Annotated in this window: 20 protein-coding genes and 1 rRNA gene; 6 read left to right on the forward strand and 15 right to left on the reverse strand. The window is 39.8% G+C overall.

Annotated features, from left to right (window positions below; genetic code table 11):
- Positions 1-9: 9 nt before the first annotated feature.
- From ACRRSQ_RS12505 to ACRRSQ_RS12535, 7 genes are all read right to left on the reverse strand, one after another.
- Entirely contained in the window at positions 10-1,776 is a 1,767-nt protein-coding gene (locus tag ACRRSQ_RS12505; RefSeq protein ID WP_440876078.1) for an EAL domain-containing protein, read from the reverse strand.
- A 252-nt stretch (positions 1,777-2,028) separates the two neighbouring features.
- Entirely contained in the window at positions 2,029-2,505 is a 477-nt protein-coding gene (gene greA / locus ACRRSQ_RS12510) for a transcription elongation factor GreA (RefSeq protein WP_440876079.1), read from the reverse strand.
- 114 nt (positions 2,506-2,619) lie between these two features.
- Positions 2,620-5,835 carry a carbamoyl-phosphate synthase large subunit gene (gene carB / locus ACRRSQ_RS12515; RefSeq protein WP_440876080.1) on the reverse strand — a complete coding sequence of 1,072 codons (3,216 nt, stop codon included), beginning with the start codon at positions 5,833-5,835 and terminating at the stop codon, positions 2,620-2,622.
- Between the two features lie 26 nt (positions 5,836-5,861).
- Complete coding sequence (carA, locus tag ACRRSQ_RS12520; protein ID WP_440876081.1) at positions 5,862-6,992, reverse strand: glutamine-hydrolyzing carbamoyl-phosphate synthase small subunit; 1,131 nt, start codon at positions 6,990-6,992, stop codon at positions 5,862-5,864.
- Positions 6,993-7,238: 246 nt separating this feature from the next.
- Complete coding sequence (gene dapB / locus ACRRSQ_RS12525; protein ID WP_440876082.1) at positions 7,239-8,042, reverse strand: 4-hydroxy-tetrahydrodipicolinate reductase; 804 nt, start codon at positions 8,040-8,042, stop codon at positions 7,239-7,241.
- 13 nt (positions 8,043-8,055) lie between these two features.
- Complete coding sequence (locus ACRRSQ_RS12530; RefSeq protein ID WP_440876083.1) at positions 8,056-8,490, reverse strand: hypothetical protein; 435 nt, start codon at positions 8,488-8,490, stop codon at positions 8,056-8,058.
- Between the two features lie 180 nt (positions 8,491-8,670).
- Positions 8,671-9,294, reverse strand: coding sequence for an FKBP-type peptidyl-prolyl cis-trans isomerase (locus ACRRSQ_RS12535; protein ID WP_440876084.1), 624 nt, complete (start codon positions 9,292-9,294; stop codon positions 8,671-8,673).
- 244 nt (positions 9,295-9,538) lie between these two features.
- On the opposite strand from ACRRSQ_RS12535, the gene ACRRSQ_RS12540 reads away from it, so the two are divergent.
- Entirely contained in the window at positions 9,539-10,879 is a 1,341-nt protein-coding gene (locus tag ACRRSQ_RS12540) for a Na+/H+ antiporter NhaC family protein (RefSeq protein ID WP_440876085.1), read from the forward strand.
- A 104-nt stretch (positions 10,880-10,983) separates the two neighbouring features.
- On the opposite strand, the gene ACRRSQ_RS12545 is transcribed toward ACRRSQ_RS12540, so the two are convergent.
- A complete protein-coding gene (locus ACRRSQ_RS12545) occupies positions 10,984-11,820 on the reverse strand; it encodes a M48 family metallopeptidase (RefSeq protein ID WP_440876086.1) in 837 nt (278 codons plus the stop codon).
- 519 nt (positions 11,821-12,339) lie between these two features.
- Here ACRRSQ_RS12545 and ACRRSQ_RS12550 point away from each other — a divergent pair.
- On the forward strand, positions 12,340-12,699 hold the full coding sequence (locus ACRRSQ_RS12550; protein ID WP_440876087.1) for a hypothetical protein: 360 nt from the start codon (positions 12,340-12,342) through the stop codon (positions 12,697-12,699).
- 158 nt (positions 12,700-12,857) lie between these two features.
- Here the strand turns inward: ACRRSQ_RS12550 and ACRRSQ_RS12555 are convergent, their stop codons facing one another.
- From ACRRSQ_RS12555 to smc, 5 genes are all read right to left on the reverse strand, one after another.
- Complete coding sequence (locus ACRRSQ_RS12555) at positions 12,858-13,109, reverse strand: hypothetical protein (RefSeq protein ID WP_440876088.1); 252 nt, start codon at positions 13,107-13,109, stop codon at positions 12,858-12,860.
- A gap of 130 nt (positions 13,110-13,239) precedes the next feature.
- Positions 13,240-13,848: an alpha-ketoglutarate-dependent dioxygenase AlkB family protein gene (locus ACRRSQ_RS12560; RefSeq protein WP_440876089.1), complete on the reverse strand. Its 609-nt coding sequence runs from the start codon at positions 13,846-13,848 to the stop codon at positions 13,240-13,242.
- A 9-nt stretch (positions 13,849-13,857) separates the two neighbouring features.
- The gene (gene ligA / locus ACRRSQ_RS12565) at positions 13,858-15,909 is read right to left on the reverse strand and encodes an NAD-dependent DNA ligase LigA (RefSeq protein WP_440876090.1); all 2,052 of its coding nucleotides are present in this window, start codon (positions 15,907-15,909) and stop codon (positions 13,858-13,860) included.
- A 131-nt stretch (positions 15,910-16,040) separates the two neighbouring features.
- Positions 16,041-17,138 carry a cell division protein ZipA gene (gene zipA / locus ACRRSQ_RS12570; RefSeq protein WP_440876091.1) on the reverse strand — a complete coding sequence of 366 codons (1,098 nt, stop codon included), beginning with the start codon at positions 17,136-17,138 and terminating at the stop codon, positions 16,041-16,043.
- A 12-nt stretch (positions 17,139-17,150) separates the two neighbouring features.
- Positions 17,151-20,651, reverse strand: coding sequence for a chromosome segregation protein SMC (gene smc / locus ACRRSQ_RS12575; RefSeq protein ID WP_440876092.1), 3,501 nt, complete (start codon positions 20,649-20,651; stop codon positions 17,151-17,153).
- 149 nt (positions 20,652-20,800) lie between these two features.
- On the opposite strand from smc, the gene cysZ reads away from it, so the two are divergent.
- From cysZ to ACRRSQ_RS12595, 4 genes are all read left to right on the forward strand, one after another.
- On the forward strand, positions 20,801-21,550 hold the full coding sequence (cysZ, locus tag ACRRSQ_RS12580) for a sulfate transporter CysZ (RefSeq protein ID WP_440876093.1): 750 nt from the start codon (positions 20,801-20,803) through the stop codon (positions 21,548-21,550).
- 220 nt (positions 21,551-21,770) lie between these two features.
- The gene (locus ACRRSQ_RS12585; RefSeq protein WP_440876094.1) at positions 21,771-22,127 is read left to right on the forward strand and encodes a hypothetical protein; all 357 of its coding nucleotides are present in this window, start codon (positions 21,771-21,773) and stop codon (positions 22,125-22,127) included.
- A gap of 573 nt (positions 22,128-22,700) precedes the next feature.
- Positions 22,701-24,860: a S46 family peptidase gene (locus tag ACRRSQ_RS12590; protein WP_440876095.1), complete on the forward strand. Its 2,160-nt coding sequence runs from the start codon at positions 22,701-22,703 to the stop codon at positions 24,858-24,860.
- A 136-nt stretch (positions 24,861-24,996) separates the two neighbouring features.
- Positions 24,997-25,398 (forward strand): ExbD/TolR family protein, encoded by a 402-nt coding sequence (locus tag ACRRSQ_RS12595; protein ID WP_440876096.1) that lies wholly within the window; start codon positions 24,997-24,999, stop codon positions 25,396-25,398.
- Positions 25,399-25,478: 80 nt separating this feature from the next.
- Here ACRRSQ_RS12595 and ACRRSQ_RS12600 read toward each other — a convergent pair whose 3' ends face one another.
- Positions 25,479-26,660, reverse strand: coding sequence for a hypothetical protein (locus ACRRSQ_RS12600; RefSeq protein WP_440876097.1), 1,182 nt, complete (start codon positions 26,658-26,660; stop codon positions 25,479-25,481).
- A gap of 94 nt (positions 26,661-26,754) precedes the next feature.
- Positions 26,755-26,861 (reverse strand): 5S ribosomal RNA (gene rrf / locus ACRRSQ_RS12605); the annotation flags it as partial.

Raw genomic sequence — 26,861 nt, forward strand, 5'->3', positions numbered from 1 at the left:
TCAATAAAGTTACACCGCTATCGCTGAAATAGTCGCATCTAAGTTTGGACCGCCGCGCTTACAGACAAATATGCTAGATTTCACGGTAAGTTTTGCCTGTTTTTTGGCAGCACTTGCCACTTCTGCCACGTCATGATGACTCGCACAACGGGTTGATGCGGGTTCAACTACCCCCACGGCTAACCCCAATAAGGGAAAAAACTGCGACTGCCCTGTTCTAGATTTTGTTTCGATGCCACCGGCGTTAATATGCCCCGGTTCGTAAAATTCTAAAATCTTTTCATCAAATTCTCGAAGAATAGCTTCACATCGTTCTCGCCATTGCTCGTCTTGAAAAACGACTACAAAGTCATCACCTCCAATATGGCCAACAAAATCGGTTTTCGCGCAGTAGTGCTGTAAAATAGTTGAAACCAATTGGATCACTTGATCGCCTTTTGCATAACCATAAATATCGTTGTACGGCTTAAAGTTATTCAAATCAAAATAGGCAAACCTAAACGACACTTTAGCAGCGAGCAGTTCATCGACATGCCGATAAATAGGCACATTGCCGGGCAGCATAGTTAGCGGGTTTGAATAGCGCGCATGTTGAATTTGCTGTTGGGTAAGCTGACGCAACAAGTCACGCACCGAGGCAATGCCCACATAATTACTGCGGTCAGTAATAATAAAGTGCCATTGAATTTTTTCATCATGCTCAGATGTCACCATTCGAGCAACTTCGCTAAGTGGTGTATTAGCTTCAACGATGACTGGGTTTTTCGCCATAGTTTCGCTAATAACTTTTTGTTCATTTAATGCCCGTCCATAAGGCGTAGAAAACAACTCTAATAATAAACCACGCAACGCCATGCCAATTGGCGCTCGCCCTCGGATCACCGGAATCGAATGTACGTGTGGGTGCTTATGCAAATAATCCACTACATCTTTCGTTAGCTCATCATGGTTAATGGTATTTGCAGGCTGTAACAGTGAACTCGCTAAGGGCTCTATGTCGACAGGTACGTTCACTAAACGCTGTTTAAATTCGAGAATACTTGGCAAGGTTTGTTGCGGAAACGGTTCAGGGCGAGCAAATAAATAACCTTGATATAGGCTTAAACCTAGTTCGTTTAAGCAATCAAACTCATCATGAGTTTCAATCCCCTCGGCAATAACGTTGGCATTGATATTTTTACCCAAGTTTAAAATACTTTTAATGAATTCTCTTTTAACGGGATCATGATGGCATTGGTTAATAAAATATCGATCAATTTTGACAAAATCTGGCGTTACCTCTGACCATAACTTCAAACCAGCATAACCTGCACCAAGATCATCAACAGCAATACTAAAACCTAAATTACGGTAATATATCAAAGCATTTTTTAGCAACTCTGGTGAGTCTATCGGGTACTTTTCACTTAACTCAATCACAACTTTATCTGGTGATAAGTTGTATTCGTTCAAGTAAGAAATCGTCACACCTTGACTATGGTCTGATTGCAGCAACACCATAGGGCTAACATTTAAAAACAGCTTTCCTTGTAAGTCCAATTCGACAAATCGTGCAATTGATATTTTCCGACAAACGAGCTCTAGCTCGGACAATAAGCCATATTGAAGCGCGGCATCAAACAAGGCATTAGGGCTATGCAATGGACTGTCTGATGGGCCTCGAATTAAGGCTTCAAATCCGTAGGCTTTTTCAAAAGTTGTTGAATAAATCGGTTGGAATAAAGCTGAAAGCTGTTCGTCTTTAATAATGCATTTAAGGTGGGATTCTACGTTCATACTGTTTTAAAACTCATCTATTTGTAACTAGTTTATTTAAGTTTTAAGACAGTTGTGTGACAGCAAGAATATTTATCATAAAATTTTTAAGGTGATTTTATGATGCTTTTAAATGGCAAATATTAAACAGATGTTCAATATGTAACAATAACAGTTAAGCGGGCTAAAACGCACTTCAACAAAAAAGCCAGCTGAGAATTCAACTGGCTTTTCAAAAACTTATTTAGCTTAAAGCTAAATTCATCTGTTTAATTAAATATGATCTACCGCGATAATTTCATATTCAACTACGCCACCGGGTGTGGTTATTTCAATTTCAGAATCTACTTCTTTACCAATTAAACCACGAGCGATTGGTGAATTTACTGAAATACGGTGATTCTTAATATCAGCTTCATCGTCACCCACTATTTGATATTTCACTTCTTCGTCAGTGTCAATATTTAATAAAGTCACAGTTACACCAAAAATAACTTTGCCACTGTTTGGTATTTTAGTAACGTCGATCACTTGCGCATTGCCTAACTTACCTTCAATGTCTTGAATTCGACCTTCACAAAAACCTTGTTCTTCGCGAGCGGCATGATATTCAGCATTTTCTTTTAAGTCACCGTGTTCACGAGCTTCTGCTATGTCAGCAACGATACGTGGACGTTTTACTTGTTTCAGATGCGTTAACTCTTCACGTAATGCTTCAGCACCATGTACAGTCATTGGGTATTGATTCATGGTAATCCTTTGTATTTTATAACAGCAAAGGCGGTTTTACCTTCTTAAATAAGAAATCAGGTAAAACCACCTTTTATTTTTTATCTTACTAAATGGCTTAATTTATTGAGCCAATTAGCATCTTTTATGTAGTTCTTGAATAGACGTTACAGTATTTCTGTCGTCAGCTGAGTGAGCCTGACAAGCAGCAAACGCAGCATTAAGCGTTGTAGTATAAGCAACTTTATAACGTAATGCACCACCACGTAATACTTTTGAATCTTCAATCGCTTTGCGACCTTCAGTTGTATTAATGATGTAGCTGTATTCTTCGTTCTTAATTCTATCAAGAATATGAGGACGACCTTCATGAACTTTATTAACACGACGAACCGGAACGCCCGCTTCGCGTAAAATAATTTCAGTACCATGGGTTGCGTCTAATTCATAACCTAGTGCAACCATTTGCTTAGCTAGGTCAAGCACACGGCCTTTGTCAGAGTTACGAACTGAGATTAACGCACGACCTTCTTTAGGTACAGAAACGCCAGCACCTAAGTTCGCTTTAGCATACGCTTCTTCGAAGGTATTACCTACGCCCATCACTTCACCGGTTGAACGCATTTCTGGGCCAACAAGAGGATCTGAACCGTGGAATTTGTTAAACGGAATAACTACTTCTTTTACTGAGAAATAATCAGGGATAATTTCTTTAGTAATGCCTAACTCTTTTAACGTTTTACCCGCCATTACACGTGCACCAACTTTCGCTAGCGGTACAGATGTCGCTTTTGAAACAAATGGTACTGTACGCGCTGCACGAGGGTTTACTTCAATTAAGTAAACTTTACCGTCTTTCACTGCCATTTGCGTATTCATTAAGCCAATTACGCCTAATTCAAACGCTAAGTCGGTAACTTGCTTGCGCATAACATCTTGTACGTCTTGGCTTAAGCTGTATGCTGGTAATGAACAGGCTGAGTCACCCGAGTGAACACCGGCTTGTTCGATATGTTGCATAATACCGCCAACAACCACATCAGTACCATCACACACTACATCAATATCGACTTCAATCGCATCATCAAGGAAGTGATCAAGTAATACTGGCGAGTCGTTTGATACGCTTACCGCTTCGGTCATGTAACGACGTAAATCTTCAATGTCGTAAACAATTTCCATCGCACGGCCACCTAATACATACGATGGGCGAACCACTAATGGGAAACCAATCGCTTCAGCTTTGGCCATGGCTTCATCTAATGAAGTAACTGTCGCGTTTTCTGGTTGTAATAAACCTAAACGGTCAACCGCTTGTTGGAAACGCTCACGGTCTTCTGCGCGGTCAATCGCATCTGGTGAAGTACCAATAATTGGTACGCCAGCCGCTTCTAAAGCGCGTGCTAATTTAAGTGGTGTTTGACCACCGTATTGCACGATGACGCCTTTTGGCTTTTCAATGCGAACAATTTCTAATACGTCTTCAAAAGTAATTGATTCGAAATATAAACGATCAGAAGTATCGTAATCGGTTGAAACCGTTTCAGGGTTACAGTTAACCATGATGGTTTCAAAGCCGTCTTCACGAAGGGCTAACGCCGCATGTACACAACAGTAGTCAAATTCAATACCTTGGCCGATACGGTTTGGACCGCCACCTAAGATCATGATCTTGTCATTATCTGTTGGGTTTGCTTCACATTCTTCATCGTAAGTTGAGTACATGTAAGCAGTGTCTGAGCTAAATTCTGCCGCACAAGTATCAACACGTTTATACACTGGGAAAATGTCAGCTGCTTGACGCTTCTTACGAATTTCAGACTCGTTTACGCCGATAACATCAGCTAAGCGAGAATCAGCAAAACCTTTACGTTTTAATTGACGTAAGTACTCTGGTGTTAACGACTTCATGCCGCCTTCAGACACTTTTTGCTCTTCTAAAATTAAGTCTTGAATTTGAACTAAGAACCAACGGTCAATCTTAGTCGCGTTAAATACGTCTTCAAGAGTTAAGCCTAAACGGAAGGCATCAGCGACATACCAAATACGGTCTGCGCCAGCTTCTTGCAGCTCGTGCATAATCGTTGTTTTAGCACCCGGCTTGGTAACATCAACAATTGGGTCAAAACCACTTACGCCAACTTCTAAGCCACGTAAGGCTTTTTGCATTGACTCTTGTTGGTTACGGCCAATCGCCATCACTTCACCAACTGATTTCATTTGCGTGGTTAAACGGTCTTCGCTGCCGGCAAATTTTTCGAAGTTAAAACGTGGAATTTTAGTGACTACGTAATCGATTGTTGGTTCAAATGATGCTGGCGTTGCACCACCCGTAATATCATTTTGAAGCTCATCAAGGGTGTAACCTACCGCAAGTTTTGCCGCAATTTTCGCAATTGGGAAACCGGTTGCTTTAGAAGCGAGTGCTGATGAACGTGATACACGTGGGTTCATTTCGATAATAACCATACGGCCAGTATCAGGACAAACACCAAACTGTACGTTTGAACCACCGGTTTCAACACCAATTTCACGTAATACTGCCAAAGAGGCGTTACGCATGATTTGGTATTCTTTATCCGTTAACGTTTGCGCTGGTGCAACCGTGATTGAATCACCGGTGTGAATACCCATAGGGTCGAAGTTTTCGATTGAACAAATAATGATACAGTTATCATTTTTGTCGCGAACAACTTCCATTTCATATTCTTTCCAACCGATTAATGATTCATCAATCAATAATTCTGACGTTGGTGAAAGGTCTAAACCACGCGTACAAATTTCGTCAAACTCTTCACGGTTATACGCGATACCGCCACCGGTACCACCCATAGTGAATGATGGACGAATAATACATGGGAAACCAATACGAGTAGAGGTATCGTGCGCTTCTTCAATAGTGTGAACAATTTCAGCACGTGGCGTTTCAAGGCCAATGTTTTTCATTGCTTTGTCGAAACGGCTACGGTCTTCGGCTTTATCAATTGCGTCAGCAGTAGCACCGATCATTTCAACGTTAAATTCTTTTAATACACCGTTCGCTTCTAATTCAAGCGCACAGTTAAGTGCTGTTTGACCACCCATAGTTGGTAGTACAGCACACGGGCGTTCTTTTTCAATAATTTTACGAACAACTTCCCAGTGAATGGGTTCGATGTATGTCGCATCGGCCATTTCAGGATCAGTCATGATCGTTGCAGGGTTAGAGTTAACTAAAATAACTCGGTAACCTTCTTCACGTAATGCTTTACATGCTTGAGCACCAGAGTAATCAAACTCACAGGCTTGGCCAATAACAATTGGGCCAGCACCTAAGATCAAGATACTTTTTAAATCTTCGCGTTTTGCCATGTTATAAAATCTCTCTCTGTCTGGGCTTAAGCTTTGTATTGCTTGATTAGATCAATGAAGTGGTCAAATAACGGCGCGGCGTCATGTGGACCTGGGCTTGCTTCTGGGTGACCTTGGAAACTAAATGCTGGTTTGTCAGTGCGGTGAATGCCCTGAATAGTGCCATCAAATAATGATTTATGTGTCACTTCAATGTTCGCAGGAACATTGCTTTCATCAATAGCAAAACCGTGGTTTTGCGCAGTGATCATTACAACATTACGAGCAAAATCTTTTACTGGGTGATTGCCACCGTGATGACCAAATTTCATTTTAATGGTTTTAGCATCACTTGCTAAACCTAATAATTGATGGCCTAAACAAATACCAAATACTGGAATATCGGTGGTTAAAAATTCTTTAATAGCAGCGATTGCATAATCACATGGCTCTGGGTCACCTGGGCCATTTGATAAGAAAATCCCATCTGGATTCATCGCCAATACTTCACTGGCTGGTGTTTGCGCAGGTACAACCGTTAATTTACAGCCGCGATCTACTAACATACGTAAAATGTTATGTTTGGCACCAAAATCGTAAGCAACTACGTGAAAAGGCTTATTTTCTGGTGTTACATGGCCTTGCCCAAGCACCCAGCTACCTTCAGTCCACTGGTATTGTTCTTTGGTTGAAACCACTTTTGCTAAGTCCATGCCTTTAAGGCCCGGAAATGCTTTGGCTTGCGCTAAAGCACTTGCTTCATCTAAAGCGTCGCCAGCTAAGATACAACCGTTTTGCGCACCTTTTTCTCGTAAAAGACGGGTCAATTTACGGGTATCAATATCAGCAATACCTAAAATATTTTTGCTTTTCAGGTAGTCGCTTAAACTTTGTTCACTTCGAAAATTACTCGCTAATAGCGGTAAGTCACGAATAACTAAACCTTTCGCCCAAATAGTGTTAGATTCTTCATCTTCACTATTGGTGCCTGTATTACCTATGTGTGGATAAGTAAGTGTTACAATTTGCTCTGCATATGAGGGATCAGTCAGAATTTCTTGGTAACCTGTCATTGAAGTATTAAATACTACTTCACCAACAGCCGCCCCTTCTGCACCAATTGCGGTGCCTTTAAATACAGTGCCGTCTTCAAGCACTAAAATGGCAGATTTAGTCAATTTAACCTCCGTAAAGAAGAAATAAACTTAATGAAGAAACAACTAAAAACTTTCATCACTAAGTACAATATAATTCGCATAAAAAATGCCAAAAACACAGTTACCTGTAAATTTTTGACAAAATCCACTTATTTTACGCTTGTAACAGGTTTTCGTCTAGTAAAAAATGAAATAAAGTGCCATTTTTACCGTTTTTGTTACTAAAGCCTCAAAAGTAAGTGTTATCTAGTTTTTACTTGGCTGTTATTATTTCAAACCAAGTACGTCTTGCATGTCGTAATAACCGTTATCGGCTTCTGACAACCACGCCGCTGCACGCATTGCCCCTAAAGCAAATGTCATACGAGAACTGGCTTTATGAGTAATTTCAATTCGCTCACCCAAATCGGCAAAAAAGGCCGTATGTTCACCGACAATGTCGCCAGCACGAACGGTAGCAAAACCAATAGTTTCACGGTCACGTTCTTCGGTAATTCCTTCTCGGCCATAAACCGCACATTTATTTAAGTCGCGGCCTAAGGTATCAGCAATCACCTGCCCCATTTTTACCGCGGTGCCAGATGGCGCATCTTTTTTAAAGCGGTGGTGCGCTTCAAAAATTTCTATATCAGTATAGTCGCCAATTGCCTTCGCGGTAATTTCTAATAGTTTAAACATTAAGTTCACGCCAACGCTGGTATTGGGCGCTAGAATCACAGGAATACCTTTACCTGCATTTTCAATAATTTGAACTTGCTCATCAGTAAAGCCTGTTGTACCAATGACTAATGATTTTTTATTTTCCTGACACCATTTAATGTTCTCAAGGGTAGTTTCAATGGAAGTAAAATCAATAAAAACGTCAGCGTCTAACAGCTCGCTAAGCTCTGTTGAAGTTTTTTGTCCAATAGCGCCAATGCCGGCAAGTTCACCTAAGTCAAAATCAACAAATGACGATGTTGCACGCACGCTGCCGCCAACAAGTTCAATTTGCTCATGCTCAACTGCCGCTTGAATTAAGTTTCGGCCCATACGACCACTACAACCTAAAATGGCTACTTTTACTTTCATTTTTATTTCCTAACTATTGGCTTGTTTGTTCAAATATGGTTAATTTATTTGCTAAATCAACAGAGTGGCTAATTTCATGTGAGACCACATGCATTATTTTAGCCTGCTCTGCACTAACATCAATATGATAAAGCGCGGCAAAATCAGCAAGGCTTTGCCCTTTATCGTTTAGAAATTGCCAATGAATATTCACCACCGCAAGGCTTTTAGAATATTCATGATAACTGGCAGACAATACGCCTATTTGATTAGCATTTTCTTGTTTCATCCACGAAAAAATATTAGTAAATTCATCTTCAGCGTCTGATGATGACTTTAATAATACAATTTTGTCAGGTGTTGTTAAGGTACATGGGAAGCTATAACAACCAACCACACTGCCAAGTTCAAAGTGTTGAAAGGCATGAATGTATTGTTGGAAAAGTTGTTGCAGTTTTTTCTCTATCACAAGGGGTTCACTAACTATCTATTGGTTTTCTATTACTAACTTATTTAGCTTTAGCGGTACACACTTCCATTTGATTCTTACAAAATTCACAAGGGGTTATGTTATCCCTGTATTACCGTTTCTCTTTATTTCTTTAAACTAAAAGATATAAAAAAGCCGGGATAACCCGGCTTCTTTTAATTAGCTAACGATAGCTAATAATTCAACGTCAAATACTAACGCAGAGTAAGGAGGAATAGCACCTTGTGAACCTTGCTCGCCGTAAGCTAATTGATATGGAATGTATAAACGGTATTTAGAACCTTCAGTCATTAATTGTAATGCTTCAGTCCAACCAGGAATTACGCCACCAACAGGGAATTCAGCTGGTTGACCGCGATCAACAGAGCTGTCAAAAACGTCACCGTTGATGAAAGTACCGTGGTAATGCGTACGTACTGTGCTTGCAGCAGTCGGCTTTTCGCCTTCGCCCGTTGCAAGTACTTCGTATTGTAAACCTGATTCAGTAACAGTTACTTCTTCACGCTTAGCATTTTCAGCTAAAAACGCTTCGCCTTCAGCTGCTTTAACTTTTGCAGCTGCTTGTTCTTGCTCTTGTAGTTTCTTAGAAACAATACCAAACGCTTCGTTTAATAGTTCATCAGAAACTTGACTGTCAGCACCAGCAATTGCATCAGCAAGACCGGCTTGAACTGCAGTTACGTCAAATTCTTTAAAAGGGTTATTACGTAATTGATCGCCTAGTTGACGACCTACACCGTAACTTACACGTTGTTCAATTGTTTCAAAGTTGTTCTCAGACATAGTAATTCACATATTGACTAAATAAAAATTCGCGCAAGAATAGCATAAACAGATAATAGTCTGTAGTGTTCTCTTAGTACTTATCGTGTTTATTTTCACTTTTTTTCAATAAGGCTGAGTCAGTGATAGTTATTACTCAATTACAATTAATTTTATTGGTTACGATTTAATTAACATTTAATTTGGGGTGAATATTGTTATGCTCTGATCAATTAATAAAATTTGATCATTAATGGCTTTATTTATGACACAACCAACAACGCAATCGCCAATATCGACTGCACAACAACCGACTGAAAAACTCAGCAGTTTATTGCCTTTCTTTGTTTTTCTTGGGTTATTTTTAGGTACGGGTATTGTCTTAACACTGCAAGGTGTTGAGTTTGCCTTTTATCAACTTCCGGCAAGTATCGCGATAATTCCTGCAATTTTTGTCGCTATTTGCATGGGTAAAGATAATATCAACGAACAAATATCCCAGTTCATCACAGGCGCTGGTCATCAAAATATTGTCACCATGTGTGTTATCTATTTACTTGCTGGCGCGTTTGCTACTGTGGCCAAAGCAACCGGTAGTGTTGATGCCAGTGTGCAACTAGGCTTATCAATTTTTCCAGATTATTTAATTTTACCCGGTTTATTTTTAGTCGCTGCTTTTTTAGCAACAGCAATGGGTACATCAATGGGCACAATCGCAGCGATTGCGCCTATTGCCTTAGGCTTTATTGAAACCGCGAACCTTGATGCTGGTATGGTTGCTGGCTGTATTATTTCAGGCGCCATTTTTGGTGATAACTTATCGATTATTTCTGATACCACCATAGCGTCTACCCGTAGCCAAGGTGCACACATGAAAGATAAATTTAAAGTAAACTTTAAATTTGCCGTGCCTGCTGCACTGTTATGTTTGGTTATTTTTGCCTATGCTGGCGGCTCTGTTGTTCTACCTGAAACTAGTGATATTGAAGTATTAGGCTTACTACCATACTTGGTGATTTTAGCGCTAGCGCTGTCGGGTGTTAACGTATTTTTAGTGCTGGTTATTGGTATTGTACTTGCTGCAATGATCGGCATGGCAACAAATAACTACCAACTTGGCGCTTGGGTAAGCGACATTAATAGTGGTTTTGCGAGCATGCAAGACATTTTCATTTTATCGTTATTTATTGGTGGTTTAAGTGAATTAGTTCGTCGCCAAGGTGGCTTAGCTGCGTTAACCACTAAAATTAGAAATGGCGCGAAACGCTTAAGCGATAACAACGACAAACGCGCTGCAGGTATTGGTATTGGCGCCCTTGCCTTTTGCTGTAACTTTTTCACTGCTAACAATACAGTATCGATTATTATTACTGGTGAAACCGCAAAAGAACTCGCCAATGATGCTGAGCTTTCGCCAGCACATTCAGCCAGTTTGTTAGATATTTTTGCCTGCATTAACCAAGGTCTTCTGCCTTATGGCGCACAAGCATTATTACTTGGCGCTACGTTGAAAATATCACCACTTGATGTAGTAACTCATGCCTTCTACCCGATGATTTTATTGGTAGTTGCTAGCATTGCCTTTTGGAAAATCACCAAAAAATAATATTTAGCTAATTCACCTATTTAAGAAGCATAAACAAAAACACCGCCCTAAAATGGCGGTGTTTTTTTATCTTGCTTATTTTTAATTTAAAAAATAATGCGTGCTTACTTTTGCTCAGCCTTGGCTTTAGGCTTTGGCGGCTCTGGAATATGTTTTGGTTTGATACAGTTTGGACGATTCGCGCCATTAAACATCGGCTCTGATACCTTCAGGTGTTGCGTTAACTGCGTAATTCGCGTTTCATTCGACGGGTGAGTTGACATAAATTCTGGCGGCGCATCTTTGCTTAATTTCGCCATATTTTGCCATAAATGAATGCTTGCCTCAGGCTTGAAACCTGAACGTGCCATCAGATCTTGACCAACAATATCAGCTTCACTTTCATGGCTACGGCCATATGGCATGATAATACCGTATTGCAAACCTAAACCAAGTCCTGCCATCCACTGACCTTTGTTATCAATATCGCTAGCACCTAAGGCAATTGCCGCGGCTGCCATGCCCACTTGAGAGACTTTGTTCGCGGATAAACGCTCGTTCGAGTGATGCTCAATTACATGCCCTACTTCGTGCCCCATAATCGCAGCTAATTGGTCTTGGTTTTCAGTCACATTTAAAATACCGGTATATACACCAATTTTTCCACCGGGTAAGGCAAAGGCATTAACTTGGGCTGAATCAAATACCACCACTTCCCACTCGCCACTATGCGCAGATTTTGGCACATTTTTCGTAATAGCGTCAGCGACACACTGTACAAAGGCATTGGTTTCTTTGTGTGAACTAATCGGCACTTCTTTTTTCATTTCTTCAAAAGAGGCAACACCCATTTTACTTAAGTCTGATTCTGACATCAGCATAATTTGATTTCGCCCAGTCGACGATTTAGCACAGCCGAATAAGCCGACAACGATTAATCCTAATACAATATATTTCTTCACGTTATCTCCGTAGTTATAAGTAATGCAGTAGTATTTTTTCTATTTACAAAGCGAGAAATAATTAACAAGCTTAGCCATAGTCTAAGTAAATATTAACGGCTTTTCTAGGGTCTGTTGATCTTTCGAGGTTAACTTTTGTTCAAAGTAAACGCTTTTTGTTCAAGGCGTGAACAACACAGCATGGTTGTTCCATGTAAGTTGTGAACAACGATGAAGAAATAGCGTTTAGTTGAACCCCAAGGGCAGCGTTTCTAGGCATTTATACTGCATTATTGCGCTTTCATGTGAAATAACCACATAGCAATCACAATGCTTTGTCTAAATACCTATAAACTGCTGCAAAAATAAACACGAAAGAGCAACAGCCCCTAATGCTTTTTACAAAGGTAAGATCAGATATGACGATGCAGATTAACAATTGTGTGAATTTTCGCGTAAACTAACAAGTAAGACCAAGTAATATGCTCGCTAATTTTGCGAGGCATAGTACGACAATCATTAAGCATAGAGTGTGGCCCCATGAAGTCTCCCGTTACTCCAGATTTATTTCAACAATTGGCGTTAACCTTTATCGCCTTTCGTTGGCATTTATTAGCATGGAGTGCCTTTGGCTTTATTTTATTTCCACTATTACAACTGCAAATTCAAAGCCAAACCCCAACTTGGCTGGTATGGGTTGCTTTATTTATTTTATTTGCCGCGCTGCAAGCGCTCGTTTTAGCGGCGTTTATATTTTTCTTCCAAAACTTACCTTCGTCAAAAGCAACAGATCGCTATTGGTTTAGAGTTTACCGTACAGTTGAGTGGTGTGAAACTGTGTTATTTGCTCTGCTATTACCGCTGCCTACGCTAATTTTTATTTATGCTTTGTTACTTTGATTTTCTCCTTGCACCTTCTCTCTGTTGCCGCAAAACACTACAAAATAAACAAAAAACCACTAACGCCAGCAGCTATTAGTGGTTTTACGTATCTAGCTAGCGAGTAGTTTAGCCTTGGTTTAACGTTTTATTTTACGCGTCTTTTAAAAATGAAGTCATTATTGATGTGCTTTGCAATCTTGATAAGCGCTTAAACCGTCTTTTAGCCAGTAGTAATCAATACAGGTTTCATTTTCTTTGATTAATGAGCGAGTACCAATTTCTGACGCATTTAACGCTTCGGTGATACTGACAATACCTGAATTGTCAGTATCAATTACGCTATACGGTAATGGCGAGCTCACTAACGTATACAAATACAAACCTAAAAAAGCAATTAAGATAATAATGCTTATACGAAAGTGTTTCATAATTTGCCTCGGTATGAACATTTATAACGACAATCAGTGACGGCTAAAATACGTAACTACGCACTAAAATCCAACCACCTTTATGTTGGTTTATGTAACCTTAACTGGTGAGTCATTGTTATCTATAACGTTATTTTACTATAGTTCGAAAGGTTAGGTTTATTCTAGGCTCAGTGACTTTTTTTGTCGGTGGTAAACGATGTAACCAGTGTGTTTGCGTAACGCCTTTCATCACTAATAAGCTACCGTGGTCAAGCGCTAATGACACCGTTTCTTTGCTTTGTTTATGTTTAAAAGCAAATTTACGTTTTGCTCCTAGCGTTAATGAAGCAATCGCGCCATTTTTTTTCAAGTCCATCTCACCATCGCTATGCCAAGCCATACCTTCTGCGCCACTATGATATAAATTTAATAAACAAGAATTGAAAGTTTCTGCTGTTTTTTCTTCAACCATGGCTTTGAGTGGTTCTAATTCGTCAAGCCATGGCAACGCGTGTTTAGTGGTATTTGAATAGGTATATGAAAATGCTTGTTTGGCATACCAAGCAACTTTTCGAGCTGTGACAATTTTCTTTCCATAGATCACCGCTTCGTCATGTTGCCACTGCACTTTATTTAGCAGAAGTTGAAAATACTTATCTGCCATATCCGTTGGCAATAGCGTGCCGTAATAATCCACTTCACCGTCGTAAGGTAAAATGTTAATCGGCTCTGCTAAGCTATCGCCAAATAAGTCCATGGGCTTATTTTATACCGTAATATTATGCTGTTGAAATAATGCAATTAACTGATCTTCGGTTAGCACTTCAACCCCTAAATCTTGCGCTTTAGTTAATTTAGAGCCGGCTTTTTCACCGGCGACTAAAAAGTGAGTTTTAGCTGAAACACTGCCTGATACTTTTGCGCCAAGCGTTTGCAATACCGCTTTGGCTTCGTTTCTGCCCATTTGAGACAAGGTGCCGGTTAGAACAAACGTTTGGTTTAACAAAGGTTGCTGATCGGCACTTTTTTGCTCTATCGCCGGCCACGACATAATGCTTTCAAGTTCAGTAAGAACTTCTATGTTATGGGCTTGCTTGAAAAAGTTAACGATATTTTTCGCAACAATTGCACCGACATCTGGCACCTTTTGCAACGTTTCTTCATCAGCCGCTTTAATAGCATCAAAGGTTAAAAAGTAATTCGCTAAATTGGCGGCAGTTGTTTCGCCCACTTCGCGAATACCTAGCGCATAAATAAATTTAGGCAAGGTAGTTTCTTTTGCAACGTTAAGTGATTTAATTAAGTTTTGTGCAGATTTAGGCCCCATGCGTTCCATAGTGCTAACGTCTAGCTCGGTTAACTTAAATAAATCGGCAGGTGTTTTAATGAGGTTTTCGTCGACGAGTTGTTCAACCAATTTATCGCCAAGGCCGTCAACGTCTAGCGCTTTGCGTGAAGAAAAATGTTTAATCGCCTCTTTACGCTGCGCCCCGCAATATAAGCCGCCGGTACAACGCAGTACCGCTTCGCCTTCAGCTCTAGCAACAGCAGATTGACAAACTGGACACTCAGTTGGAAATTGTATGCTTTGTGCATTGTCTGGTCGCTTATCAAGCACCACACTGACAATTTGTGGAATAACATCACCTGCGCGGCGAATAATAACGGTATCTTTAACTTTTATGCCAAGGCGGTCGATTTCGTCTTGGTTGTGAAGTGTCGCGTTACTAACAGTAACACCACCAACAAATACAGGTTGTAAACGTGCAACTGGCGTAATTGCGCCAGTACGCCCAACTTGAAATTCAACATCATCGAGCACAGTAAGTTCTTCTTGTGCCGGAAACTTATAAGCAGTTGCCCAACGCGGCGCACGTGCGACAAAGCCCAGTTGCTTTTGTAAGGCAATATCGTCAACTTTAAACACGGTACCGTCAATTTCATAACTTAAGTTATCGCGTTCGTTAAGAATCTGTTGATAAAAGCCGTCAACTTGCGCAGCATTTTCAAGTAATTTAACTTCAGGGCACATAGGTAAACCAAGCGCTTTAATTTGGCATAAACGCTGATAATGTGAATTTTTAAGCCACGACTCGTCTAGTTCAGTAGAATTTAATTGGCCAACAAAACCAATACCGTAAGCGTAAAAAGCTAAGTTTCGTTTAGCGGTAATTTTTGAGTCTAATTGGCGTAAGCTGCCGGCTGCGGCATTTCTTGGATTGGCAAAAGATTTATCGCCTTTCTTTTTCGCTTGCTCATTCAAGCTGTCAAAACTTGCTTTGGGCATAAAGACTTCACCGCGCACTTCTAGCACCTCTGGAAAATCATCCCCCATTAGCTTTAATGGGATCGATTTTATCGTGCGCACATTTTCAGTGATATTTTCGCCAACTGCGCCATCGCCACGAGTGGCCGCTTGTACAAATAGACCGTTTTCATAACGTAAGCTCACCGCTAAACCATCCAGTTTAGGTTCCGCACAATAAGCAATAGTTTGTGTAGTCGTTAAGCGGTCACTAATTCGCTTAGTAAACGCTTGCCACTCATCCTCTGAAAACACATTATCAAGCGACAGCATAGGTAATTGGTGGCTAACTTGGCTAAAGGATTTTAACGCTTCGCCGCCGACCTTCAAACTTGGTGAATCTAAACTTTTAAGTTGTGGGTACTGTGTTTCAAGCGCAAGTAATTCACGCATTAATCGATCATATTCCGCATCGGGCACAGTGGGCTGATCAAGCACATAATACTGGTGGTTGTATAAGTTAATTTGCTGCTTAAGTTCAGCTACACGCTGCTCTGCTGGGATATTTGACATAGAATTAGGCTAAATAAGTTAAGTAATAGTTGACTGTTTTCTGTAACGCTTGCAAGTTGTTTGCAACGGCTAACAGAGAAATGGTAATCGCTGTACTGCTTAAATTACTACAATACAGCGACAAAATGCGTTTATAACGCGGCTATACGATTTTTGCGATCAAATTCGCGTATTTTGCTCATATAATGTTGCTCGGTTTGCTTTGTTAATACACTGCGCTTATCGTCGAGCAATTGTCCATGAAATTCGTTCGCCAATTGTTTGGCCGCCGACAACATTTGTTGGAAGACTTCAAAAGGGTCACCTTCGTTTGGCAAGGTCATAAATAAAGTAACACCTTGAGTGGCAAATGTTTCCATAGCATCTAAATCAAATGTGCCAGGATTGAGCATATTGGCTAAGCTAAAAGTGACTTTGCCATTACCGGCATTGTCTTGATGACGATGGAAGATATTCATATCGCCATATTTCATGCCTAAGGTTAATAAGGTAGGTAAAAGCACAGCACCGGACATAATTTGATTTTCTGGCATTACCACAGAAATCACTAACACCTCGGGGTCAATATTAGCGGTCGGTTTAACATTTGCCGACTCGTCACCAAAATTTATTTCCATTTGATTGCGTTTAAGTTCAGCTTTCGCGGATTTGCGTACCGGCTTTTTTGCCGGCGATTTTTTCATATTCGGCTTTAATTGCGTCACTGGCTCTTGATACACTGACACTTCCGGCTCAGGCGGTAAATCAGGCACTAATTCAAGTTCAGCCACAGGCGGTACTTCTTGTTCAGCAATTAATACTTCTTCTGTCGAACGCTGCTTACTTTCAGCTTCTTGGATCATAACCGCGTCAGCTTCATTGAGGTTTAAATCACCTAAGTTAGGCTCATTTTCTAATGAAATCGCTTTTTCATCGAGTAGATCTTTTGGAATAGGATCGGCACTAAATTTTGGCGCAGGTGCCGGTTGATGAGCAATTTCATCATCGTTTGGCGGATTATCTATTTCACCGTTTAATGCATTAGCGCCAACCACGCGGATAGGTCCAACGCCGTCTTGGTCAAAGCCTGACTGGTCAAAACCACGTTCTTGCGGCTGCACAGGCTCGTTTTTAGCTTTCAGTTTATATGGATTGCTATTTTTGCGGATCTTCCACAATCCATGAATACAAATAGCACCGATGATCACAGCGCAAATTATAATAAGTGTGTATCTTACGTTATCTTCCATACCTAGCCTATTTTAGGAATTATCTGCCATAGCAACAGCTTCATCAATATCGACAGCAACCATACGTGAAACACCCGCTTCAAACATAGTTACGCCTGTTAATTGTGACGCCATTTCCATCGCAATTTTATTGTGACTAATATATATAAATTGCACGGTTTGAGACATTTCTCTAACCAAATTACAAAATCTTTCTACATTTGCATCATCTAATGGCGCATCCACTTCGTCGAGCATGCAAAATGGTGCAGGATTAAGCCTGAAAATTGCAAATACTAATGATAATGCGGTCAGCGCTTTTTCACCACCCGATAATAGATGAATTGTGCTATTTTTTTTCCCGGGCGGTCTTGCCATGATGGTAACGCCCGTTTCAAGCAAGTCATCCCCGGTTAAATCAAGGTATGCGCTGCCGCCGCCAAACACTTTTGGAAACAATTTTTTTAAGTCTTGATTCACTTGATCGAAGGTTGCTTTAAATTTTTGTCGACTTTCTTTATCAATTTTATGGATTGCAGCTTCTAAAGTGGTAATCGCGTCTATTAAATCATCATGTTGCTGCGCTAAATAGTTTTTTCGCGCTAATTGTTGTTCATATTCGGCAATTGCCGCCAAATTAATCGCCCCGAGTTTACTGATATCTTTTGCAATTTTTACGATATGCGCTTGCCATACGCCCTCTTTAGCATCAGCAGACAGGTTTTTAATCACCTCTTTATAATCAAGCTGTAGTTCTTCAAGCTGCTCTAATAACGCCTGTGCGCGGACACGAAAACTCTCAGCATCTAAGTGGTGTTTAGTTAACTGTTCTTTTAATTGCGTAATTTGGCCATTCGTGCGCACTTTTTCTTGCTCTAAGTCACTAACTTCTTGATGCGCCTGCGCTTGGTTATTTTGTATTAATGCAAGTTTTTCTTCTACCGCAAGCATTTGCGCAAGCCAGGTTTGCAATTGCGATTCGTTTTCAGACAAAGGATCGCTATTTTGACTTAAGCTACTTTCGCGTTGTTGTTGCTGCTGCTGGCTTAAGCGAACTTGTTCTTGTAAGTGCTTTTCGCTTTGCGCTATATGCGTAAGTTGATTATTAACACGTTCAATTTGCACCGCGACTTGCTGCATTTGCTGGTTTAATTGATTCACCGATTGCTGATCGTGTTTAATCGCTTGTTGTAATTGTTGTTGCTCTAATTCAGCTTGTTGATTATTTGATTCATCTACTTGCGGTAATTGTGCCAGCTGCTCTTTAAACATGGTCAGCTTTTTCTGCTGCTCTGGCAATTGTTGCTCAATGAGCTGTTTCTCTGTGGTTAGCGAGTCTAGTTGCAGACTTAAATGTTGTTGCTCTTGCTTAAATAGCGCGCGCTCTTGCTGCCACTGATTTAATTTTTTTTCAAGCAACGCAATGTCAGCTTGGCTATTTTCAATATTCGACAATACCGACTTACGTGTCTCTGTTAACTGGCTTATTTTTGTCTGAAAAGCCCTAATATTTTGTTTGCTTTTGATTAACTCACTTTCAAGATCTCTAATATGATTGACTCGGGTAAGCTGTTCATTAGCGTCGTTTATCTGCCCTTTCTTGAGAAAGTGATGACCCAGCCAAGTACCATCTTGGCATATAACAGACTGTTCATCGTTCAAACTTGAAAGCAGTTTTTTTGCTTGTTCAAAATCTGTCGCTACAAAAATATTGCTTAACCACGCCTGAAAACTCCCATTGCCTGAAACCTTACTTGCCAATGTCGATTCATTCATCGACTCTAATGCCATAGAAGCACTTTGTTGCTTGCTTTGGCTGTATTGGCTTATTAATAATACCGGTTCTATATCAAGCTTCGTTGGAAATTGTTCAACTGCTTGCGCTTGCAGCCAATCTGATAACACTAGCTCAACCGCCGTTTGCCAACCTGAGGCGACATTTAACTGGTCAAAAAGCAATTGTTCGCTTGTCTGTCCATTTTCTGCAAGCCATCGCTGTTGCGATATTTGCCAATCGCTACGTTTATTTTGTTGGTTAACTAAACTGTCTAAGTTGGCTTGTTGTGCTTGTTCTAGCCCTTGAAGTTCAGCTAATTGCTGTTTATTTTCATTTAATTGCTCACTGATTTCATCAGCAGAATGAAGCTGCTGTGCTAACACACTTTTGTCTTCATCAAGTTTATTAGCGAACTCGTGAATTTTCTCGTTTGAGGTTGCGCTTTTATCTTGCTCTGCTATTTTTTCCATTAACGAAGCAATCGTTTTTTCCAATGAAGTTTGTTTTTGCTCGAGCTGCTCAACCGTTGCAGATTGTGCACTAACTTGACCACTTAATGTTATACGCTGGTGATTAAGCTTTTGCATCTGCGTATAGTATTGTTCGCGTGATTGCTGCCAGACATACAGCTTTTGATTATTTTCATCGAGCGATTGCTGAGCATTGGTTAAATTTTGCTGACAACTTGTTAATTCAGGCGTTAATACTTCGAGCGATGCTTTTTTATCTAGGGTTTGTTGTTGAAATTCAGCTAGCCTTTTTTGATCTTCAATTAAATACTGTTTTGCTGCGTCATACTCTTTTTGCAACTGACCTTGTTGTAATTGAATATGCTTTAGGTTTTGCTCTGCGCGCGCAATGTTGTTGGTTAACGATAGTTTTTCGCTTTGCAATTCGCCCATATCTTCAGTGCCAACAGCAAGTTTTTGCTTGGCAATAAATAATGCATTTTCATTTTGTCCTTGGCAAACAACTAATTGTTCAACATCAGCTTGTATTTTGGTGATTTTATCTAATGATGTTTGCTTTTTTAGATCAAACTGCTGCCAACGCAACACATTAAGTTCAGCTTTATACGTGCGTTCTTGTGACTTTAGCGTGCGGTATCTTTTCGCGGCTTCAGCTTGTTGGTGCAAGGTATCAATACGTAGGGTTAACTCTGCTTGAATATCCGCTAACCGTTCAAGATTTTCACGGGTATGAACAATTCTATTTTCAGTTTCTCTGCGTCGTTCTTTATATTTTGAAATGCCCGCGGCTTCTTCAATAAAAACGCGTAACTCTTGAGGTTTAGACTCAATTAAACGTGAGATAGTGCCCTGTTCAATAATGGCGTAACTTCTAGGACCTAACCCTGTGCCTAAAAAGATATCGGTAATATCACGGCGACGACATTTGCTACCATTTAAAAAGTACGTGTTTTGACTTTCTCGGTTGACCAGACGTCTTATCGACACTTCTGAGCGATCGGCCATGTTGCCTTTCAAACGACCTTCACTGTTGTCAAAGACCAATTCAACACTTGCTTGACCAATAGGTTTTCGGCTTTCAGCGCCATTAAAAATCACGTCGGTCATGGCATCGCCACGCAAATTCTTTGCTGAACTTTCACCTAATACCCATCGCACAGCATCAATAATATTTGATTTACCACAGCCATTAGGGCCAACAATTGCGGTCATTTGCTGTTCAAAGGGCACTTTAGTCGGATCAACAAACGACTTAAATCCCGCGAGTTTTATATGCTTTAACCGCATTAAGTTTGGCGCCTGTGAATTAGGGTTGAAAATAAACGCCAACTTTAGCAGAATTCGATGTACTTTGTAACATCTGGGCGCTGTGCTAGTTGTAACGCTAGTGTATACTCTACGATGTGTTATCAATGACTTAGGTTAAAAATAAAACAATGCATGCTTCTCGAACGACTCCATACGCACAAAGTGGTGCCGGCTATTTTTTTAAAGGTTTTGAACTGATCAAACTAAAAGGCATTCGCCGGTTTGTTTTTATTCCGTTAATTGCCAATGTCTTATTATTTAGCATCGCTTTTTATTATTTATTCCAACAACTCGATGTTTATATGGCAATGATAGAAAGCTGGCTGCCAGACTTTCTCAGTTGGTTAAGTGTTGTTATATGGCCAATAGCAGTGATTACCATGCTTATTACCTTTTCGTTTATTTTTAGCTCGGTTGCTAACTGGATAGCTGCGCCATTTAACGGTTTGTTATCCGAAAAAATGGAGCTTTTATTATCAGGTGAAAAACCAACAGATATGAGCATGACCGAACTCGTTAAAGATATTCCTCGCACACTATCGAGAGAATGGACTAAGTTTGTTTATTATTTGCCGCGTGCTATTGGCTTTTTAATATTACTGTTTGTGCTGCCACTTATCGGACAGATTCTTTGGTTTTTATTTGTCGCATGGATGATGGCAATTCAATATAAAGATTACCCTTTTGATAATCACAAAATTCCTTTTAATGAAATGAAAAGTGCTTTAAAAGCAAATCAAGGGCTGAGTTATAGCTTTGGCATAACGGTTTCAATTTTTGCAATGATCCCTTTGATCAATCTTATTGTTATGCCGGTAGCAATATGCGGTGCAACTGCACTTTGGGTTGACCATTACCAAAAGAAATACCTTGGTTAACTGCACATGTTTAAATTTAGTCGCCCGAACATACTAATTTAAAAACAACCAATTAACTAACAAATGTTGTACAAACAGGCTTTAATTTCTACACTTTGAGTGTATTTTACGAACTTCTAGCTTTTTTCTTATTTCACTGCATTTATTGTTAAATATGAAATAGTTGTTGACCCTAAGATACGGACATTTTACATTGATAAAAATTTTACGGAGAAAGCCAATGATAAAGTTCTTACCAACAAAAAAAGTCGTGGCACTTGTCTTTACCACTTTGTTAACTTTACCAACGGCATTTGCAGAAAGTGAATTGCTCATTAATATACCTAAAGTGCCAGATGCTGAGGTATTTGCAGAGTTTACCGATAAACTTCCTGCTGTGGTGAATTATTTTTCTTCAGAAAGTGAACAGGCCATTATCAGTTTTTATCAAGCTGTATACGGCGAAGCGATATCAAGTGATCGTAAACGTGGCAGATTAACGCTGTATTTTTCAAACAATGAAATAGTGACTCGTGTAGTCATTTCTCAGCAAAACAATAAACGCCAAGTAGACGTATTGGTTGAAAACTCACAATAACCTATCACTAAACATGAAGAGTAATAATCGCTTTGCTCTTCTTTTAACCTTTTAATCATTCAACTTTTCATTTCATCAAAAAAGCTTCTTGCCGCATTAATCTCAGTGATTTAACCAAGTTATTACATAAAACTAGAGCGTGTTGATCTTTGCTGTTTGAATTTTGTTCGAGATAAAAGCGTTTTAATCGCGGCGTGAGGTTTGTTGCCTAGTCATCTAAGCAAAACACCTCACACAGGTTACTAGTTCCAAACGTAACCTAAGTACCTACATCCATGTAGGCAACAAAGAGTAAAAAGCTTTTAGCCGAATCCTTCGGACAGCGTTTGTTGTCATTTATACGGTGTTGGTGCTTTATCATGTGGAATAACCACACATCAAAAGCACCGCCTTGTATAAATACCCAACAAACTGCTGCAAAAACAAACTTGAAAGATCAACACGCTCTAACAACATTGACCAAATATAAAGCAATGTTTACACATATTCACAATAAAAATTCTCCATTTTTTTGACTAACACCCTGCACTACCAGACACTTACGCACAATAAAAACAACGCTTAGAGGTTTAAATGAAACGTACCGCACTTTTATCATTAGCATTTGTTGCAAGTACAGCGCTTGCTGATGAGGGCATGTGGCAGCCACACCAATTACCTAATATTGCTGATCAGCTTACCAAAGCAGGATTAGCATTGGATCCAAATAAACTTACCGACCTTACTGGCTTTCCAATGGGCGCAATTGTTAGCCTAGGTGGTTGTACAGCATCATTTGTATCTGACCAAGGTTTAGTCGCGTCAAATCACCACTGTGTCTACGGTTCAGTGCAATATAATTCTACTGAAGAGAATAACTTGCTTAAAAATGGTTTCTTAGCAAAATCTTTTGAAGAAGAATTACCAGCAACCCCAGGTAGCAGAATTTACGTGACTGAAGAAATCACCGAAGTTACTCAACTAGTAAACGCAGGTATTACCAACAATACCAAAGGCAGTAAGCGTTACGACATTATTGATAAAAACTCAAAAGCGTTAGTTGCTGAATGTGAAAGTAGTGATAAATATCGCTGTACCGTGGTTAATTTTCACGGAGGCTTAGAGTATTACTTATTTAAACAACTTACTATTCGTGACGTACGTTTGGTGCACGCTCCAGCAACCAGCATTGGTAAGTACGGCGGCGATATCGACAACTGGATGTGGCCACGCCATACCGGCGATTACGGCTTTTACCGTGCTTACGTTGGAAAAGACGGCCAACCAGCAGATTTCAGCGAAGATAATGTTCCATATCAACCGAAACACCACTTAAAAGTAAACAAAAGTAGTGTTGATGAAGGTGATTACATCATGGTGTTAGGCTATCCGGGTCGCACAAACCGATACCGAAGCGCACTAGAAGTTGAAAATCAATTTACCTGGACGTACCCAAAAGCAAAAGCTTACCGCGAAGAAATTATTGATATCATTCATAATGGTTCAGAAGTCGGCAGCGATGCACGTATTAAATATGAAAGCACACTCGCGAGCTTAGCCAATTACGCAAAAAATTACGGTAGCATGATCAACAGCTATCAAAAAGGATCTACCCTTGTGCGTAAACAAAAGCTTGAACAAGAGCTTAGCCAATGGATAAAAGCAGACAAAACTCGTCAGGCCAAATATGGTGATGCTTTAGCTGGCTTAGAAAAACTCATCAAGCAAGATCAACAAACTCAGGCAAGAGACTTAATTTTAGGCTACATGCGTTACAGCAAAATGTTAAGTACTGCAGAGCGACTGCACCGTCTTTCGATTGAAAAACAAAAAGACAATTTAGCACGTAAAAAAGGATATCAAGAACGTGATATCGCACGCTTTGAGCAATCGATGAAAACGGTAGACCGTCGTTACGATGCTGACATTGATAAAGCAATTTTATCAGCCATGTTAATGCATTATAGCAAGCTACCAAAAGCACAACGCATTGCGAGCATTGACACGTTTTTTGGTATTAATAATTCATTCAACCCTAAAACACTTAGCGCTAAGTTAGACAAAATGTATGCGACAACTCAGTTAGCCAATCAAAGCCAACGATTAGCGTTAATGAACAAAACGGAAAAGGACTTCAACAACAGTTCAGATCCTTTTATTAAACTCGCCGTAGCAACATTTGCAGATCGCAAAGCCATTGAAGCACAAGGTGAAGAGTTAACAGGTAACATTCAAGCATTCCGTCCTAAGTACATGGCCGCGTTAATCGCTTATTTTAACGATAAAAACTTACCGGTATATGCAGACGCTAACAGTACATTACGTATTACTTACGGAAACGTTAAAGGCTATTCTCCTCGTGACGGCTTAACAGCAACGCCATATACAACCCTTGAAGGGATTGTTGAAAAAGACACAGGTGTTGCACCATTTGACGCACCAAAAGAGCAATTAGCGCTTATCAAGAAAAAACATTATGGCGAATACGCTAAAGCAAACTTAGGCTCTGTGCCGGTGAACTATTTGGGAACGTTAGATATTACCGGCGGTAACTCTGGCTCACCTACGTTAAACGACAAAGCAGAGTTTGTTGGCCTTGTATTTGATGGTGTTTATGAAAGCATTATTGGTGATTGGGATTATGACACAAAATTAAATCGTTCAATTCATGTCGATGTGCGCTATATGTTATGGGTAATGGAACATATTGACGGTGCCACTAACTTAATTGAAGAAATGGATATTGTTGAATAACTGTTGCCACTAAATTAACGCTTAAAAGCCCAATATTGATTGGGCTTTTTTATGCCTAAATTTTTAAAACTTGATAATACGTAACTCTTCGTACATAGTAATTATTGTTACATCAGAAAATAAAAAGGGAAAAGCTATGAAAAAAAGAAAGCTGTACCAAGAAAATAATTCTGAAGTTGATATGACGCCAATGTTAGATATCGTATTCATTTTATTAATTTTCTTTATTGTTACTACCTCATTTGTTCGTGAGCAAGGTCTGTTAGTAAACAAACCACAAACCAATAAAAGCTCCGATAACACCTCACAAAACATTACTATTCATATTAACGAAAACAACACCGTTTTCTTTAACAATAAAGCTGTTGATGTCAGCAGAATCCCAGCAAGAATTGAAAACTTCTTAGCAAATCAAGTCACGGAAAATGTGGTGCTAAGTCCCCATGTGGATACCAACTATAACAAAGTGGTCGAAGTACTTGACCAAATCAAACTATTCAGTGATTTAACTGTATCCATGGGCACTTATAGCCCTTAGCCACTAATTTAAAGTCATAAAAAAAGCAGCTACCCTCATGAACAATAAAGGTAGCTGCCTAATAAATAACTTAAAAATAATTAACCAAAAATGGCGCGCATTAAGCCAATCACCTGCTCAGGTGTTTTACCGTTTTTAATTTCATTAATTATTGTCGCACGCTTACCTTTAATGTATTCGGGAATACCTTCTTCCGCTAATGCTTTATCAGCCAATTCTTCCGCTGTTAGTTTGGTTTTAGCTCGACTAAACCTTGAAGCAGTAGTCGCTTTATTAAGTGACTTATTAAGTAAACGTAAATAATTAGAGTTGTCGGCAAATTCAGCTTCAACAAATAAAAACACATCTAATAAAATAACGCGTGCTTTCCATAATTTGGCTTCTTGTTCATCTTCAGGTTCCGCTTCATGCCACCATGGACAAGTTCTCAGGGTACCTATCATATCTTGCCAATACCCGTTAAAGTCAAAAGCGTTAAACTTTGCAATTGATAACCCTTGGCATAATACATCTATCTTGGCATTGGTAAGTGCAATAAATTGATCGGGTCTTTTCATTGCTAATAAGCGAGTAGCTGGTGCGAGAGGCGCCTTCTCCCCTTGTGGTTTATCGACAGTATGATCCGAAAATATTTTTGAATAAGCTGCAACAAACAGCTGGTATTGCGCAGGAGTTACATCACCTTCTACAGGAATACAGCTAAGTGCTTCATCAAATAGCTCTGGCTGTTGAGCCAATAAGGTATGAAAAACCTTTGCACCACGAGTAGAGGCAAATAACTCAACGTCAAAATTAAATTCCGCCGGGGTATGCTTACTTGTGTGTTTACCTGAAATCGCTAGTCTTTCATTTTCATTCATTTGAGCTAGTGGTAAGTCAAGTTCATGAACATAATCTAATAAGCGTAAACGCTCTTCTACTATATGTAGATCAGATTGCTCTTCAATGAAGCTCATGAATATGGGCCACGGCGCAATTCTAGCCATTTTAAGCTGATTAATACTGATACCCTGCTCAAGTGATGACTCAAGCTTTTTTAACGGTGGGATTTGATGGTCATCCAAATAATCAAGATTAAGATCTTCTTGGCAAATACGATGCAGCTCTTTACACCACCCCAAAAAGTCATCGGGGTGATTAGTAACTTTTACCGCCATTAAATTTAGACTAAGTTCAGTGACGTACTTAAGGATGTTTTGATAGACGGCATTTTCAGCGTCAGACAATGCCATTTTGACAGGGGCGGTTAGCAATTTTTTCATTTATGTAAATGTAACTCTATTTTCTACAATCAGTAATTTATATCCTTAAACGCAAAAAACCCGTAGCGTTAGCTACGGGTTTCTCTAAAGAAGAGTCTAGCAATGTCCTACTCTCACATGGGACCTCCCACACTACCATCGGCGCTACTGCGTTTCACTTCTGAGTTCGGAATGGGGTCAGGTGGTACCACAGCGCTATTG

This window comes from Thalassotalea sp. PLHSN55 (assembly GCF_052030545.1).
Lineage (GTDB): Bacteria > Pseudomonadota > Gammaproteobacteria > Enterobacterales > Alteromonadaceae > CANMXU01.

Coding starts and splice junctions, on each gene's coding strand:
- cysZ (WP_440876093.1), top strand. CDS start 20,801: ATGCATGCTTCTCGAACGACTCCATACGCACAAAGTGGTGCCGGCTAT.
- greA (WP_440876079.1), bottom strand. CDS start 2,505: ATGAATCAATACCCAATGACTGTACATGGTGCTGAAGCATTACGTGAA.
- ACRRSQ_RS12555 (WP_440876088.1), bottom strand. CDS start 13,109: ATGAAACACTTTCGTATAAGCATTATTATCTTAATTGCTTTTTTAGGT.
- ACRRSQ_RS12535 (WP_440876084.1), bottom strand. CDS start 9,294: ATGTCTGAGAACAACTTTGAAACAATTGAACAACGTGTAAGTTACGGT.
- ACRRSQ_RS12600 (WP_440876097.1), bottom strand. CDS start 26,660: ATGAAAAAATTGCTAACCGCCCCTGTCAAAATGGCATTGTCTGACGCT.
- carB (WP_440876080.1), bottom strand. CDS start 5,835: ATGGCAAAACGCGAAGATTTAAAAAGTATCTTGATCTTAGGTGCTGGC.
- ACRRSQ_RS12550 (WP_440876087.1), top strand. CDS start 12,340: ATGAAGTCTCCCGTTACTCCAGATTTATTTCAACAATTGGCGTTAACC.
- ACRRSQ_RS12595 (WP_440876096.1), top strand. CDS start 24,997: ATGAAAAAAAGAAAGCTGTACCAAGAAAATAATTCTGAAGTTGATATG.
- dapB (WP_440876082.1), bottom strand. CDS start 8,042: ATGAAAGTAAAAGTAGCCATTTTAGGTTGTAGTGGTCGTATGGGCCGA.
- ACRRSQ_RS12590 (WP_440876095.1), top strand. CDS start 22,701: ATGAAACGTACCGCACTTTTATCATTAGCATTTGTTGCAAGTACAGCG.
- ACRRSQ_RS12540 (WP_440876085.1), top strand. CDS start 9,539: ATGACACAACCAACAACGCAATCGCCAATATCGACTGCACAACAACCG.
- zipA (WP_440876091.1), bottom strand. CDS start 17,138: ATGGAAGATAACGTAAGATACACACTTATTATAATTTGCGCTGTGATC.
- ligA (WP_440876090.1), bottom strand. CDS start 15,909: ATGTCAAATATCCCAGCAGAGCAGCGTGTAGCTGAACTTAAGCAGCAA.
- smc (WP_440876092.1), bottom strand. CDS start 20,651: ATGCGGTTAAAGCATATAAAACTCGCGGGATTTAAGTCGTTTGTTGAT.
- ACRRSQ_RS12505 (WP_440876078.1), bottom strand. CDS start 1,776: ATGAACGTAGAATCCCACCTTAAATGCATTATTAAAGACGAACAGCTT.
- ACRRSQ_RS12560 (WP_440876089.1), bottom strand. CDS start 13,848: ATGGACTTATTTGGCGATAGCTTAGCAGAGCCGATTAACATTTTACCT.
- ACRRSQ_RS12585 (WP_440876094.1), top strand. CDS start 21,771: ATGATAAAGTTCTTACCAACAAAAAAAGTCGTGGCACTTGTCTTTACC.